The organism is Methylobacterium sp. BTF04, from assembly GCF_010692745.1.
GTDB lineage: Bacteria > Pseudomonadota > Alphaproteobacteria > Rhizobiales > Beijerinckiaceae > Methylobacterium.
Genome location: NZ_JAAHTB010000044.1, coordinates 1 through 14,754 on the forward strand (window position 1 = coordinate 1; position 14,754 = coordinate 14,754).

11 protein-coding genes and 1 pseudogene are annotated in these 14,754 nt (G+C 67.4%); 5 read left to right on the forward strand and 7 right to left on the reverse strand.

The features are described from left to right. The 5 genes and pseudogenes from G3T14_RS19620 to G3T14_RS19640 form a co-directional block, all read left to right on the forward strand. Positions 1 to 634, forward strand: a pseudogene (locus G3T14_RS19620) (IS5 family transposase); the annotation flags it as partial. A gap of 247 nt (positions 635 to 881) precedes the next feature. After that, a complete protein-coding gene (locus G3T14_RS19625; RefSeq protein WP_163644229.1) occupies positions 882 to 1,268 on the forward strand; it encodes a hypothetical protein in 387 nt (128 codons plus the stop codon). Positions 1,269 to 1,349: 81 nt separating this feature from the next. Continuing rightward, a complete protein-coding gene (locus G3T14_RS19630) occupies positions 1,350 to 1,745 on the forward strand; it encodes a FixH family protein (protein ID WP_163644230.1) in 396 nt (131 codons plus the stop codon). Further along, positions 1,742 to 3,241, forward strand: a complete 1,500-nt coding sequence (locus G3T14_RS19635; RefSeq protein WP_163644231.1) for an efflux RND transporter periplasmic adaptor subunit — start codon at positions 1,742 to 1,744, stop codon at positions 3,239 to 3,241. Before G3T14_RS19630 ends, G3T14_RS19635 begins: the two co-directional genes overlap by 4 nt. Then, positions 3,238 to 6,405, forward strand: a complete 3,168-nt coding sequence (locus G3T14_RS19640) for a CusA/CzcA family heavy metal efflux RND transporter (RefSeq protein ID WP_163644232.1) — start codon at positions 3,238 to 3,240, stop codon at positions 6,403 to 6,405. Before G3T14_RS19635 ends, G3T14_RS19640 begins: the two co-directional genes overlap by 4 nt. A gap of 372 nt (positions 6,406 to 6,777) precedes the next feature. Here the strand turns inward: G3T14_RS19640 and G3T14_RS19645 are convergent, their stop codons facing one another. From G3T14_RS19645 to G3T14_RS19670, 7 genes are all read right to left on the reverse strand, one after another. Then, complete coding sequence (locus G3T14_RS19645; RefSeq protein ID WP_163644233.1) at positions 6,778 to 10,026, reverse strand: CusA/CzcA family heavy metal efflux RND transporter; 3,249 nt, start codon at positions 10,024 to 10,026, stop codon at positions 6,778 to 6,780. 12 nt (positions 10,027 to 10,038) lie between these two features. Then, positions 10,039 to 11,403 (reverse strand): efflux RND transporter periplasmic adaptor subunit, encoded by a 1,365-nt coding sequence (locus G3T14_RS19650; RefSeq protein WP_163644234.1) that lies wholly within the window; start codon positions 11,401 to 11,403, stop codon positions 10,039 to 10,041. A gap of 142 nt (positions 11,404 to 11,545) precedes the next feature. Beyond that, positions 11,546 to 11,908 (reverse strand): hypothetical protein, encoded by a 363-nt coding sequence (locus tag G3T14_RS19655; RefSeq protein ID WP_246733436.1) that lies wholly within the window; start codon positions 11,906 to 11,908, stop codon positions 11,546 to 11,548. Between the two features lie 174 nt (positions 11,909 to 12,082). Next, positions 12,083 to 12,214: a hypothetical protein gene (locus tag G3T14_RS25445; protein ID WP_281409830.1), complete on the reverse strand. Its 132-nt coding sequence runs from the start codon at positions 12,212 to 12,214 to the stop codon at positions 12,083 to 12,085. A 40-nt stretch (positions 12,215 to 12,254) separates the two neighbouring features. Further along, positions 12,255 to 12,509 carry a hypothetical protein gene (locus G3T14_RS19660; protein ID WP_163644235.1) on the reverse strand — a complete coding sequence of 85 codons (255 nt, stop codon included), beginning with the start codon at positions 12,507 to 12,509 and terminating at the stop codon, positions 12,255 to 12,257. 100 nt (positions 12,510 to 12,609) lie between these two features. Beyond that, on the reverse strand, positions 12,610 to 13,935 hold the full coding sequence (locus tag G3T14_RS19665) for an ATP-binding protein (RefSeq protein ID WP_163644236.1): 1,326 nt from the start codon (positions 13,933 to 13,935) through the stop codon (positions 12,610 to 12,612). Continuing rightward, the gene (locus G3T14_RS19670; protein WP_163644237.1) at positions 13,932 to 14,678 is read right to left on the reverse strand and encodes a response regulator transcription factor; all 747 of its coding nucleotides are present in this window, start codon (positions 14,676 to 14,678) and stop codon (positions 13,932 to 13,934) included. The genes G3T14_RS19665 and G3T14_RS19670 overlap by 4 nt, the downstream gene beginning before the upstream one ends. Positions 14,679 to 14,754 lie beyond the last annotated feature (76 nt).

Below are 14,754 nucleotides of genomic sequence, written 5' to 3' on the forward strand. Positions count from 1 at the left end.
CCAAGTGACGCTCCGTATCTCCGGATCCGGGGCCCTGGTGGATGGCGGCCCAGACGTTCATCCGCTGGGCGCGACTGGGGGTCTCGGAGCGTCTGCTGACCTTGGCGCAGGAGCACGGCGTGCAGCTTGGCATGACCTTTCTCGATAGCACGAACATCCGCGCCCACCAGAAGGCGGCGGGCGGCGCTAAAAAGGGGATTCTCAAGCTGAACGGGACGTTCGTGAAGCGCTTGGGCGCTCTCGTGGCGGCTTCGGCACCAAGGCCTGCGTCGTCGCCGACGGCTTAGGACGCGCGGTGGCCTTCGTCCTGGCCCCCGGACAGGCGCATGAACTGCCTCATGCCGCCGCCTTGCTCGACAGCCTGCCCGGTATTCCGAAATGGGTCGTGGCCGATCGCGGCTATGCCCTTCGCCAACAGGTCTGGGATCGCGGCGCGCGACCGGCCATCCCCTGCAAGCGCAATGAGGCGCCGGTCGCCTGTCCGGACTGGATCTACAACAACCGCAATCAGGTCGAACGCCTCTGGGCGCGGCTCAAGGAATGGCGCGCCGTCGCAACCCGATACGAAAAAACCGCCCGCAGCGTCATGGGCGTCCTCTGCCTCAAAGCCGCGTGCGACTGGATCAGACACTAACAAGCTCTAGCATTACCTTAGCAGATTAAGATCAATTGCGAACTCGAGAGGCATTCTACAATGCGGACATCGCCCCGATAGTGTTCGTGCCAAGAGGTCAAGGATGGCGCAGTCGCCAGAAACCCACCCATCGGACTCATGCCCCGCTGGCCCACGTGGGGTCAGGGAAAGCGCCTTCGATGTCGGATGCATACAACTCATGGATCCATTGCTTCCTCGCCGCTCCCCAATGTGGCATGGTGTTGAGGTGACGTTCTGGCTCGCCCTCCGGCGGCTGCTTCCGCTCCTCGCGGTCCTCAGCCTCGCTCTCGCACCGGTGACCGCATCCGCGGCCGCGGCGGGCATGCACGCCCCGACGGCGATCCAGGGTCACGCCATGGCGATGCCCGACGATGACATGGCCGGGATGGCGATGGACGACATGCCGTGCTGCCCCAAGGAGCGGCCGGCCTTGCCCGATTGCTCGAAGGGCTGTCCCCTGATGGCGCTCTGTCTGGCGAAGGTGGCCACGGGCCTGCCCGGCGTCCTCGGGATGCCGGCACGCCTCGCTGTCGTTCAGGGAACGGTCTGGGCCGTCACCGCCACCTTCGACAGCCTTTTGCAGGTGCCACCCACCGAGCCTCCCCGAGCCTGAATTCGATGCTGCCTGCGCCTGCGCCGGCAAGGTGACGCGCGTCCGCGCGTGGCCATCCATCGTGTTCAGGAGACGACAAACGTGACCAAGAACCCTTTCGCGCGCGCCTTGACCGCTGCGCTACTCGGCCTCGCCCTGACGTCGACAGCCAAGGCCGGCACCAAGGACTATGCGTTCCAGCTCGTGAAGGACGAGGCGAAGCAGGGCGATGCCCTCCTCGACGTCCGCCTCGTGGACAGGCGCACAGGCACCCCGGTGCCCAACGCCGTGATCTTCGCCAAGCGCATCGACATGGCTCCCGACAGCATGGAGGAGATGACCTCCAAGATCGAGCAGATGCCCTCACCGGAGCCGGGCATCTACCGTTTCAAGGCGAAGCTCACAATGGCCGGCGGATGGCGCCTCTCGCTCGGTGCCAAGGTCCAGGGCGAGACCGGCACCGTCGAGGACAAACTGGTGTTCAAGGCCACCAAATGAGCCGGTCGGCTTGGGCAGCCGGGACCCTCGCCGCGATTGCGGCGGGGGCTTTGGGGTATGGCGCGGGGCGGGAAGGCAGCCCCGTGCCGGAGCTTGTCCAGCAGGCGCAGGCCAGTTTCGCCCACTGGCTGCCGGGTGCGGGGTCGGCAGTCCCGATGGCTGTCCCGGTCGAGGCGACGGGGTCCGTGATCTACTACCAGGACCCGGACGGGAAGTCGGACTACGCCCCCGAGCCGAAGCGGACGGCGGACGGTCGCCCATACCGCGCCGTGCGTGCGAGCGAGGACGTGCGCTTCGACGAACCCGACGAGCCAGCGGCGATGCCCGACGCGGGAGGCGGTGGCATGGCCATGGGGCCGGCGACGACGCCGGCGACAGGCGCCCGGAAGGTGCGGTTCTACCGCAACCCGATGGGCCTACCGGACACCTCACCGACCCCGAAGAAGGACTCGATGGGGATGGATTACCTCCCCGTCTACGAGGGGGACGACACACACGACGGGACGGTGAAGATCTCGCCCGGGAAGCTTCAGCGCACCGGGGTCCGGACGGAATCCGTCGCACGACGCGTGCTGTCCATGCCGGTGCGGGCACCCGGTACCATCGAGGAGGACGAACGCCGGATCTCGGTGATCGCGATGCGCACCGACGCCTTCATCGAGAAGGTCGAGGGCGTCACCACCGGCGACCACATCCACAAGGGCCAGCCCCTGCTTCACCTGTTTTCGCCCGAGATGAACGCCGCTGCCGCGCAGTACCTCACCGGCATCGGCTACGAGGGCGCTCGCCGCCGGCTGGAGAACCTCGGTATCCCGCCCGAGGTCATCGACGAGATCGAGCGCACCCGGAAGGTGCCGGCCACCATCACCTGGTCGGCGCCGCGCGACGGCGTCGTCGTCGAACGCAACGTTTCCGACGGCATGCGCGCAAAGTCCGGAGACACCCTTTTCAAACTCGTGGACCATTCGAGGGTCTGGGTTCTCGTCGACGTGACCGAGCGCGATCTCGCCATCGTCGCCGAAGGGCAGACGGCGACCGTGCGCGCGAGGACGTTTCCGGACCGGGTCTTCACCGGAACCGTGACGCGGATCTACCCGCACCTCGCGATGGGAACACGGACCGCCCGCCTGCGGATCGAGTTGCCAAACCCGAACGGTGACCTGCGTCCGGGGATGTTCGCCGACGTCGCCATCGCCATCGGCGCCGACGAGCCTGTCGTCGCGGTACCGGACGATGCGGTGATTGACACCGGCACCAAGCAGGTCGTCCTCGTCGATAGGGGCGAAGGCCGCTTCGAGCCGCGCCCGGTTCGTCTCGGCGCCCGGGGTGACGGCTATGTCGAGATTAGGGACGGCATCTCAGCTGGCGACCGGGTCGTGACCTCGGCCAACTTCCTGATCGACGCCGAGAGCAACCTGAAGGCGGCATTGCAGGGGCTCTCGGACCCCAAGCCGGACCAGGGTCCCGAGGCCGCGGTTGAGGAGAAGGCACCATGATCGCCCGCCTCATCGCCTGGTCGGCGCGGAACCTCGTGCTGGTCCTGATCGGCACCGTGTTCGCGGTCGGAGCGGGGCTCTACGCCCTGAAGACCCTGTCGCTCGACGCCATCCCGGACCTCTCGGACGTTCAGACCATCGTCTACACCGAGTATCCGGGCCAAGCGCCCCAGGTCATCGAGGACCAGGTGACCTACCCGCTGACGACCGCCATGCTGACCGTCCCGCGCTCGAAGGTTGTGCGGGGCTTCTCGTTTTTCGGGGTGTCGTTCGTCTACGTGATCTTCGAGGACGGCACCGACCCGTACTGGGCTCGCAGCCGGGTGCTCGAATACCTCAACACGGTGGCCAAGCGCCTGCCGGCGGGCGTGACCCCGACCTTGGGGCCGGACGCGACGGGGGTCGGCTGGGTCTATCAGTACGTCGTGGTCGCGAAAGAACGGAGCCTCGCCGAGCTTCGCTCGCTGCAGGACTGGGTCGTTCGCTTCGGGGCCTCCCGCGCCGAGGGCGTCGCCGAGGTCGCCGGCGTCGGCGGCTTCGTGAAGCAGTACAATGTCGTGGTCGACCCGAACCGCCTGCGGGCGCAGGGCATCACCCTGTCCAAGCTTCGGGATGCGATTCGGGCCAGCAACGCCGACGTCGGCGGCCGCACCGTCGAGCTCTCCGAGTTCGAGTTCGTCGTCCGGGGCCGCGGCTATCTCCGAAGCATCGCCGACATCGAGAGCATCGTTCTCAAAACCGAGGCCGGCACGCCGCTGCGGGTGAAAGACGTCGCCCGGGTCGAGCTCGGTCCGGACGAGCGCCGCGGCATCACCGAGTTGAACGGCGACGGCGAGGTCGCCGGAGGCATTATCCTCCAGCGCTTCGGCGCCAACGCCCTGCACGTCATCGAGAGCGCCAAGGCCAGGCTCGCAGAGGTCGCGAAAAGCCTGCCGTCGGGCACCGAAATCCTGCCGGTCTACGACCGCTCGCATCTCATCGAGGCGGCCATCGAGACCCTGAGGGGGACGCTGGTCGAGGAGAGCATCATCGTCGCCCTCGTCTGCATCGTGTTCCTGCTCCACGTGCGCAGCGCGCTCGTCGCGATCCTGATGCTGCCCGTCGGCATCCTGATGGCTTTCGCGGGGATGAAGGGCCTCGGGCTCGGCGCCAACATCATGAGCTTGGGCGGCATCGCCATCGCGGTCGGCGCCATGATCGACGCCGCCATCGTGATGATCGAGAACGCCCACAAGCACCTGGAGCGGGCTTCTCCCGGCACGCCGCGGGTCGATATCCTCATCCGGGCGGCGAGCGAGGTCGGCCCGTCGCTGTTCTTCTCGCTCCTCATCATCACGGTGAGCTTCCTGCCGATCTTCACCCTGGAGAGCCAGGAAGGGCGCTTGTTCGGGCCGCTCGCCTTCACCAAGACCTTCGCGATGGCCTCGGCCGCACTCCTGTCCCTGACCCTCGTCCCGGCATTGATGGTCCTGTTCGTCCGGGGCCGGATCGTGCCCGAGCACCGCAACCCGGTGAACCAGTTCCTGATCTGGATCTACCGCCCGCTGATCGCCGGCGTCCTCCGGGCTCGCGTGCTCACCATCCTCGTCGCCCTGGGCGTCCTCGCGGCGACGGCGTGGCCGGCAGGCCGACTCGGCTCGGAGTTCATGCCCGACCTCGACGAGGGCACCCTGATGTACATGCCGACCACGCTACCGGGCATCTCCGTGACCAAGGCCGGGGACCTGCTCGCGACGCAGGACCGAATCATCAAGTCCTTCCCCGAGGTCGCCTCGGTCTATGGCAAGGCCGGACGGGCCAACACGGCGACTGATCCGGCGCCGTCCGAGATGTTCGAGACCATCATTAACCTGAAGCCGAAGGCCGAGTGGCGTCCCGGGGTCACGACCGCCAGCCTGAAGACCGAGATGGACGCGGCGCTCCAGTTCCCCGGCGTCTCGAATGCATGGACGCAGCCGATCCGCGCCCGCATCGACATGCTCTCCACTGGCATCCGCACGCCCGTCGGGATCAAAGTGCTGGGCACCGACCTCACCGAGATGGAAAAGGTCGCCCGTCAGATCGAGGCGGTGGTGAAGGCGGTGCCGGGCACGTCGAGCGCCTATGCCGAGCGCGTCCAGGGCGGCTATTTCCTCGACATCACCCCCGACCGGGAGGTCCTGGGACGCTACGGCCTGACGGTCGGCGACGTGCAGGACGTCATCGCCATGGCACTCGGCGGCGAGAGCGTGACCAATACCGTCGAGGGCCGCGAGCGCTACTCCGTGAACGTGCGCTACCCGCGCGCCTTCCGTTCGAACCCGCAATCCATCGCGTCCGAGGTGCAGGTCCCGATCCCGAGCGGGGGCACGGTGCCGCTCGGCGAAGTGGCCAAGGTGCAGCTGAACCGGGGCCCGACGCAGATCCGGACCGAGAACGGGCAACTCGCGGTCTTCATCTACGTCGACGTCGCCGGACGGGATCTCGGGGGGTACGTCGCCGAGGCGCGGGCGGCGGTAGCCAACGAGGTGAAGCTACCCCCAGGCACTCTCGTGCAGTGGAGTGGCCAGGTCGAGTACCTCGACCGCGCGACGGCACGGCTCAAGGTCGTCGTGCCCCTGACGCTCCTGATCGTATTCCTGCTCCTCTACCTCAACTTCCGCCGGCTCACCGAGACGCTCATCGTCATGCTGTCGCTGCCGTTCGCCCTGGTCGGCGGCGTCTGGCTGATGTGGTGGATGGGCTTCAACCTGTCCGTCGCGGTCGCGGTCGGCTTCATCGCGCTCGCGGGTGTCGCCGCCGAGACCGGGGTGATCATGCTGGTCTACCTCGACCATGCGCTGGCGGAGATCCGGGCTGAATGCGCGCGCGAGGGACGAGTTCTGTCGCGGGTCGATTTGCGACGGGCCATCATGGTCGGCGCGGTCGAGCGGGTGCGTCCGAAGATGATGACGGTGGTCGCCATCATGGCGGGGCTTCTGCCCATCCTTTGGAGCACCGGATCGGGCTCCGAGGTCATGCAGCGGATCGCGGTGCCGATGATCGGCGGCATGGTTTCGTCGACCGTTCTGACCCTGCTGGTGATCCCTGCGGTCTACGGCTTGGTGAAGGGCTGGGGCCTACCCGATGTAGACGTGACCATTGCGTCCGAACCGGAGGCGGCGCTGCCTTTGGCGGCCGAATAAGCGACCCATGGGAACGCGATTCGACGCGATGCGACCGTCGCGTCAGTCCGTCGCCCAATCGGTATGCGCTCAGTGGCGTATGCCATTTCGTCGAGTAGTCGACCCACCCAGTGACCGACCGGAGACCCTGCTCCCTGCAGACCACGACGACCTCGTCGGTTCGAGGCAAGAGGCGAGTGGTCGGTGATGGAAGAAGTACGGGCTGGTCGGGTTCGCTTCGCGATCAACCATTGAGGGCGTGTCGAACCGGTCTACCAGTCCCCACGCCAACCGGAACGGTCCCTCGCCGAAGGGAGGGCCGCCACGTGTACTGAGCCGGCCAAGGCCTACAGGGCCAGAGCCGTGGGGCATACCCATCGGCGCGGTATCGGCCTACTCCGCCGCGTTGAGATGCGGCGTTGGGGCCTCGGGCACCCGAATAGCGGGCTTGACACAGCCGGTCTTCGCGAACCGTGCGTAGAGGGCCGGCAAGACGACGAGCGTCAGAAGGGTCGCCGAGATGAGGCCGCCGATGACCACGGTCGCCAGCGGTCGCTGGATCTCGGCACCCGTCTCGGTCGCCAGAGCCATCGGCACGAACCCGAGCGACGCCACCAGGGCCGTCATCGCCACCGGCCGCAGCCGGGTCATGGCGCCCTCCAGGATCGCCTCGCGTTTGGGACGGCCTTCCGCGATAAGCTGCTTGATGTAGGTGAGCATCACCAGGCCGTTGAGGACCGCCACCCCGGACAGGGCGATGAAGCCCACCGCCGCTGGCACCGAGAACGGCATTCCGCGCAGCCACAGCGCCGCGATTCCGCCGGTGAGCGCCAGCGGGACCGCGCTGAACACCAGCAGCGCATCCTTGGCCGAATTCAGGGCCGAGAACAGCAGCAGGAAGATCAGGAAGAAACACACCGGCACGACCACCATCAGCCGCTGCCGGGCCGAGGCCAGGTTCTCGAATTGGCCGCCCCAGGTGACGTAGTACCCGGCCGGAAGCTGGAGTCCCGAGGCCACCTTGGCCTGCGCCTCGGCCACGAGCGATCCGATGTCGCGACCGCGCACGTTGGCGGTGACCACGACCCGACGCCGACCGTTCTCGCGCGAGATCTGGTTTGGGCCCTCGGTGACGGAGAAACTCGCCACCTGCTTCAGCAGTACCGAGGATGCCCGTCCGTTGACGCCCGGAGGCAGCGGCACGGGGATGTTCTCCAGGGCCTCGCGGTCCTCGCGCACCTTGTCGTTCAGGCGCACGACGATGGGGAAGCGCCGGTCCCCCTCGAACACCATTCCGGCCTCGCGGCCGCCGATGGCCGCTCCGATGACGTCCTGGATCGCGGACGTGCTCAAGCCCAAGCGCGCGGCCTCGACCTTGTTGATCTTGATCTCCAGGAACGGCAGGCCGGCGGTCTGCTCGACCTTGACGTCATCGGCGCCCTCGGTCCCGCGCAGGATCGTGGCGACCTGGTTGGCGGCCTTGAGCATCGGCTCGAATTCCTCCCCGAACACCTTCACGGCGAGGTCGCCGCGGGTGCCCGCCAGGAGCTCGTTGAAGCGTAGCTGGATCGGCTGGGAGAACTCGTAGACGTTGCCCGCAAGCGCCCCGAGCGCCTTTTCGATGTCCTCCTGCAGCTCGGCCTTCGAGAGGTCCGGGTCGGGCCACTCCGCCTGCGGCTTCAGGATGACGAAGGTGTCTGAGGAGCTCGGTGGCATCGGGTCGGAGGCGACCTCCGCGGTGCCGGTCTTCGAAAAGACGTAGGCGACCTGGGGGAATCGGCTGATCGCCTGTTCGACCTTCAACTGCATCGCCTGCGACTGGGTCAGGGAGGTCGATGGGATGCGTTGCGCGTTGAGCGCAATGCTCTTCTCGTCGAGTTGGGGGATGAACTCCTGACCAAGCTTGGTGAACAGGAACCCGGCCCCGACGAGCAGAGCCAAGGCGACGGCGACGAACGTCGTCGGAATGCGGAGGGCGGCGCCGAGTACCGGTCGGTAGGCGGCCTTGATCCCGCGAATGAGGATGTTGTCCTTTTCCGTGACCCGGCCGGTGATGACGATGGCGATCATCGCCGGAACGAAGGTCAGCGACAGGACGAAGGCCGAGACGAGGGCGATGATGACGGTGAGCGCCATCGGTTCGAACATCTTGCCCTCCACCCCGGTGAAGGTGAGGAGCGGCACGTAGACGAGGATGATGATCGTCTGCCCATAGAGGGACGGCTTGATCATCTCCTCAGCCGAGGCCCGCACGGTGACGAGGCGCTCCTCCAGGTCGAGCTTGCGCCCGAGTTCGCCCTGCCGCTCCGCCAGGTGACGCAAGGCGTTCTCGGTGATGATGACGGCACCGTCGACGATGAGGCCGAAGTCGAGCGCCCCGAGGCTCATCAGGTTGGCGCTGATGCGGCCCTGGACCATCCCGGTCATGGTCATCAGCATCGCCACCGGAATGACGAGCGCGGTGACGATGGCCGCCCGGAAATTGCCGAGCAGCAGGAACAGGATGACGATGACGAGGGCGGCGCCCTCGGCGAGGTTCTTTGCCACCGTCCTGATGGTGGCCTCGACGAGCACCGTGCGGTTGAGGACGGTCTGAACCTCGACGCCGGGTGGGAGCGTGCGGCGGATCTCGGTCATGCGCGCGTCGACGGCGGCCGACACCGTCCGGCTGTTCTCGCCGATCAGCATCAGCGCGGTGCCGATCACCACCTCGCGCCCGTCCTCGCTGCCCGAGCCGGTGCGCAGGTCGCGTCCGATCCGGACTTCGGCAATGTCGGCGATGCGCACCGGCACCCCGCCGCGCGTGGTCACCACCACGGTACCGATATCCTCCATGGTCTCCAGGCGGCCGGCGGCGCGGACGACGTAGCCCTCGCCGTTATCCTCCAGGTAGCGGGCGCCCTGATTGGCGTTGTTGGCCTCCAACGCCCGGCCGATATCGGCGAACGACAGGTCGAGGGCGGTGAGCTTCATCGGGTCGGGCTGGACATGGTACTGCTTGTCGAAGCCGCCGATGCTGTCGACGCCGGCGACGCCCGGCACGGTCTTCACCTGGGGGCGGATGATCCAGTCTTGGACCGTGCGCAGGTAGGCCGTGCGCTCCAGCTCCGTCGTCAGCCTCTGGCCCTCGGGGGTCAGGTAGTCTCCGTTCGATTGCCACCCGGCCTTGCCGTCCGGAGAGACCGTGCGCTCCTTGGGCTGGGCGTAGTGGATCGACCACATGTAGATCTCGCCGAGCCCAGTCGAGATCGGGCCCATACGGGGCTCGGCTCCAGGCGGCAGGGTCGACTTCGCCTCGTTGATGCGCTCGGCGACCTGCTGGCGGGCGAAGTAGATGTCGAGCTTTTCCGAGAAGACCGCCGTGACCTGGGAGAACCCGTTTCGCGAGAGCGAGCGGGTGTATTCCAGTCCCTTGATGCCGGCGAGCGCCGTCTCGACCGGGTAGGTGACCTGCTTCTCGATATCGACCGGCGAGAGCGACGGCGCCGTGGTGTTGATCTGCACTTGGTTGTTGGTGATGTCCGGGACGGCGTCGATGGGAAGCTTCGTCAGCGAGAACACGCCGAAGCCGGCCGCGAGGAGCGACAGGAGCACCACGAGCCAGCGCTGATGGACGGAAAAATCGAGGATCTTCGAAATCATGGTCGCCCCCCCTCAGTGCGCGTGGTCGGCTTCGGCCTTGCCGAGCTCGGCCTTCAGGACGAAGGAATTGGCGACCGCGACCTCGTCCCCGGGCTTCAGTCCGGTCAGGATCTCGAAGGCGTCGTCATCGGCCTTGCCGATCGTCACGTCTTTGCGTTCGAACCCGTACGGTGTGCGGACGAAGACGACCTTCTCACCCTTGATGGTTTGGATGGCGGACTTCGGCAGGCGGACCAAAACCTGGTCCTGCGCAATCTCGACCTCGGTCGTGACAAAGGTGCCGGGCCGCCAGGCCATGTCCTTGTTTGGCAGGGCGACGATGACTCGGGCCGAGCGCGTCTCCGGGTTGAGAATCGGACTGACGAAGACAACCTTGCCCTCGGCACGCTGGGCGTCTTCGCCTCCGACGATGGTCACGCGTGCACCCTCGCGAACCTTCGACAGTTCGGTGGTCGGGACGGCGAGCTCGATCCACACGGAGGACAGGTCGGCGACAGTGTAGACGTCGGCCGGGTCGCCCTCCTTGCCCACGGCCGTGCCGACATCGACCTTGCGCTCGACGATGCGGCCGGACAACGGCGCGCGAAGCTCGTACCGGCGCAGACTCGACAGATTCGGGGTGGTCTCGTCCTTCTTGGCCGAAATCGCCACCTCGGCGGCGTTCAGGCCCAAGGCGGACAGTTTCTGTCGGGCGAGGTCGACGCGCAGGGTCGCCTCCACGTAGGCGGCCTTGGCGCTCAGGAACGCGGACTCCGCCGAGATGCGCTTGTCCCAGAGGGCCTGCTGCCGGTCGAAGTTCGTCTTCTCCAGGTCTGCCTTGACCGTCGCCGTCAGGAAGTCGCTCTTGGCCTCCGCCACCTCGCGGCTGTCGAGGACGGCCACGACCTCTCCCTTGGCGACTTCCTCGCCGAGGCGCTTGCGCATCTCCGCCACCGTGCCGACGACCCGCACGGGAACGCGGGCGATCCGGTCCGCGTCCTGCGCGATGGTGCCGGGCACGAGAAGATGCCGCGAGAGGATGCCGCCCTCGACCTTGGCCAGCTTGATGTCCTGCTCCACGGCTTGCTCGGCCGTCATCTTGATCTTGCCCTCACCCTCCACCTCGTGACCGTTTGCCTCGCCCTCGGCATGCTTGTGCTCACCGACAGGCTTGGGCTCGCCCTCCGCGTGCCCATGGCCGCGCTCATCGTGACCGTGCCCGTCATCGGCTTTCGTGGTCGCAGGGTTGGTCATGGCTGCGGTCGTGGTCAGGGTCCCCCCGGCTTTCGTCAGGCCGGCGGCGGCAAGGGTGCCTTGCACGACCTCGGATACGCGGGGGAAGCCACCGCCAATGGCGATGCCGATGGCCAGGAGGGCCACGGAGAGGAATGCACGCATGGGAAGAGCCGGCTCCGACCGGGACGTCGCATCACCGCTGAGGCGGCTGGGGACGGTCCCGTACAAGGTGGTTCGCGAGTGTGGGGAGCCGGCCCCTGCGACGGGTCCGGCCGGGACGTGCCACGGTCGTGGCGACGTCACCTCAGGCGCGAGGGGGCCTTGGGAGACGGTCCGGCGATACGGATCCGGCTTCGGTGACCGCTACGGCGTAGGACGCGCTCCCGGACCCGCGGGCCGGCATCGCGGGCGTCTCATCCAGGTTCAGGGCCTGATGGCACCCGCAATTCGCGTGGCAGGCCGGGCAGGCATCGGAATGGTCGGCCGCCGCTACGTCGGTCGTCGTCGCGAGTGACAGTTCGCGGCCGGCAGAGTGATGGGCCTCGGCGGAATGGATCGCACTGGGAACGACGAGCGCCAGGGCGAAGACGAGCGACAGCGCGCGTGCGGTGATCGTCCACCAGCCGCGCATCGTCTCGTAGGCCCTGATCCGACGTCCGGTCTTCATCTTGGTCCTTATGGACGATTCACGATCATCCGTACACGCGTGAGGCGCTTGGCCCTCACAAGTTCCTCGACCTCTGAAGTCGTGAGAGCGGCCTTACCGATGTGAACCGCGTCTGATGCCCTCATTCACCGAGGACAGTGGTGCCCGCCTCGACACGATGCCGAGGCGGGCGGATCACGGTACGAAAGGGGGCACTGTCGCACCGCGAAGGTGTTGGGCGGGAGCACGCCCGTCATCCGCCGCCAGCGCGTAGCCGATACCGGCGGCCAGCAACGCGAAGACGAACAGCAGGGGCAGCATCCGCATCGGTGCATCCTCCCCGCCGCAGGGGGCTTCCGCCGTTCATTCACTTCTTGTCGAGGGCATGACCGTGGGCGTGGCCATCCTTGGCGGAATGGGCGGGCTTCCCGTCCTTGCCGACCTCGCGGGCCTCACTCACACGCGGGTCATCGCGATGGGCCGGGCCGCCTGAGACGCCTCCCGTGTTCGGGACTTCACGCTCAGGGTTGGAGGCATTGCCATGGCCGTCGATGGCGAAGGCGGGAGCCGAGAGGGCAGCAAGAAAGCCGGCGACGAGAGCGGCGGCGAAGGTACGCTTCATGATGTGTGTCTCCAGGGGTTCAGCGACCTGCCTGGCCGCTTCGAGACGTGAGATAGCGAACCCGTTTGACACCGAGACGCCGCGTTCGTGACGAAGTGTGTCAGCGCCCCTTGAGCGGCAGCGAGACCTGCACCCTCAGGCCACCGTCCTGTCGATTGCTCAGGGTGATGCCGCCTCGCTCCGCCTCGACGATCCGCCGAGCGATGGTCAACCCGAGGCCGGTGCCCCCGGTATTGCGGTTCCTGGACGCCTCCAGGCGGGTGAACGGTTCGAAGGCCTGGGCGATCTGGTCGGACGGGATGCCGGGACCGTCGTCCTCGACGATGAGGGCCAGTTCGTCCGCTTCCACCACCAGTGAGAGGCGGGCACGGGTCCCGTAACGCACAGCGTTGTCGACGAGGTTATCGAGGGCGCGCCGCAAGGCGACCTGTCGCACGGTCGCGAGCGCACGCCCGGGGCCCACATAGGCGACGTCGCGACCCGCATCGGAGAACGCATCGGCGATGCTCATCAGGATGGTGGCGACATTGACGACCTGGCGTGGCTCCGGGTCGGCGTCGCCGCGCAGGTATGCCAGCGTCGAATCGACCATGGCCTGCATGTCGTCGAGGTCCGAGCCCATCGCCCGCGTTTCGCCCCCGTCCGGCAGACCGTCGAGGCGGAGGCGTAGTCGCGCGATGGGGGTGCGCAGATCGTGGGAGACGGCCGCCAGGGCCTGGGTCCGTTCGGTCACCAAACGATGGATGCGGTCCTGCATCGCGTTGAGGGCCCGGGCGATCTCGCGGGTCTCGTCGGGGCCTGCCTCGCGGACGAGGACAACAGTTCCGTGTCCGATCTCTCCGGTGGCGCGGGTGAGATCGCGAAGCGGTCCGGCGATCCGGTGCATCAGGACGACGGCAGCGATACCGACGAGGATGGCCATCGCCGTCGCGAGGTAGGCCCACGGTCCGAGCCGGGCCATGCTTGGCGCATGGGCCGAGCGAAAGGTCAGGAAGCTTCCGTCGACCAGCGTGAGCGCACCGCCCAGGTCCTCCTGGTGGATGGCCTCGTCGCCGCCCATCGCCAGGGCGAGCCCGGACCCGAGGCTCGGTTCCAGGGACATCATCCGACTTCGCAACGACCATAGCCCGGGATCGTCCGCCTCGTTCTGGCGCAAAGGCGAGGTCGACGACCACGCGAGCTCGAAATGCGACGACGACAGGGCCTTGGCTTCGGCGTCACGCTCGGTCGGGGGACGTCGCAGGACCGCCTCGCTCGCCAGCGTGAGTTGGTTGGCGACCTGCCGCGCGAACGCATCGTCCGCGGCGGCGACGGCGGACTGGCGGTAGAGCAGCAGGGCACCGCCGTGGACGGCGAGGATGGCCATGAGCAGGACGGCGACCGTACGGGCTTCCAGGCTCCGGGCCAGGAGGGAGAGGCGGCTCATGCGCGCTCTACCTTCGCGGCGAGCATATAGCCGGCACCGCGCACGGTCTTGATGATTGCGGGTAGGCCCGCGGGCGGTTCGAGCTTGCGCCGCAGGCGGCTGACAAGAGTGTCGACGCTGCGGTCCGAGGGCGACCCGAGCCTGGCACGGGACAGTTCGAGGATCATCTCGCGGCCCAGCACGCGCCCCGGGTGCTCCAGGAAGACCATGAGCAGGTCGTACTCCGCGCCGGACAGGTCGACGCCCGCCCCTTCGGGATCGAGGAGCAATCGGCTGCGTAGGTCGAGCTTCCATCCCGAAAAGACGAGATTTTCAGCGTTCGGGGCCGAGGCTGACGACGGGGCTATGGAGGCGCGCCGGAGTACGGCACGGATGCGGGCCAGAAGCTCGGGCCGACCGAAGGGCTTGGCGACGTAGTCGTCGGCGCCGAGTTCCAGCCCGAGCACCCGGTCTGCCTCCTCGTTGCGGGCGCTGACCATGATCACCGGCACCGTGCTCCTGGCCCGCAACGTCCGGAGCAGGTCAAGCCCAGAGATGCCGGGCAGCATGACGTCGAGCAGGACGAGGTCGACGCCCCCGGCGGGCAGCAGACGCCAGAACTCGGCGGCGCTCCTGCAGCCCGTGACCCGGTAGCCGGCCTCGCCGAGAAGCCGGGTGACCAGCATGCGTAGGCCGTCATCGTCCTCCACGAGGAGGATGTGGCCAGCATCGACGGGCGGCGCGATCTCCGCATGTTGTAACACTATGGGTTCCTTCGGCTACCCCCCCGGCTTAGGCTCGTAGAATTGCGGCAGTGTGATCACGTTGCTGGAAGCGCGC

Excerpts from the sequence above, each read along its gene's own strand:
- G3T14_RS19650 (WP_163644234.1), bottom strand. The coding sequence starts at position 11,403 with ATGCGTGCATTCCTCTCCGTGGCCCTCCTGGCCATCGGCATCGCCATT.
- G3T14_RS19635 (WP_163644231.1), top strand. The coding sequence starts at position 1,742 with ATGAGCCGGTCGGCTTGGGCAGCCGGGACCCTCGCCGCGATTGCGGCG.
- G3T14_RS19645 (WP_163644233.1), bottom strand. The coding sequence starts at position 10,026 with ATGATTTCGAAGATCCTCGATTTTTCCGTCCATCAGCGCTGGCTCGTG.
- G3T14_RS19640 (WP_163644232.1), top strand. The coding sequence starts at position 3,238 with ATGATCGCCCGCCTCATCGCCTGGTCGGCGCGGAACCTCGTGCTGGTC.
- G3T14_RS19665 (WP_163644236.1), bottom strand. The coding sequence starts at position 13,935 with ATGAGCCGCCTCTCCCTCCTGGCCCGGAGCCTGGAAGCCCGTACGGTC.
- G3T14_RS19660 (WP_163644235.1), bottom strand. The coding sequence starts at position 12,509 with ATGAAGCGTACCTTCGCCGCCGCTCTCGTCGCCGGCTTTCTTGCTGCC.
- G3T14_RS25445 (WP_281409830.1), bottom strand. The coding sequence starts at position 12,214 with ATGCGGATGCTGCCCCTGCTGTTCGTCTTCGCGTTGCTGGCCGCCGGT.
- G3T14_RS19655 (WP_246733436.1), bottom strand. The coding sequence starts at position 11,908 with ATGAAGACCGGACGTCGGATCAGGGCCTACGAGACGATGCGCGGCTGG.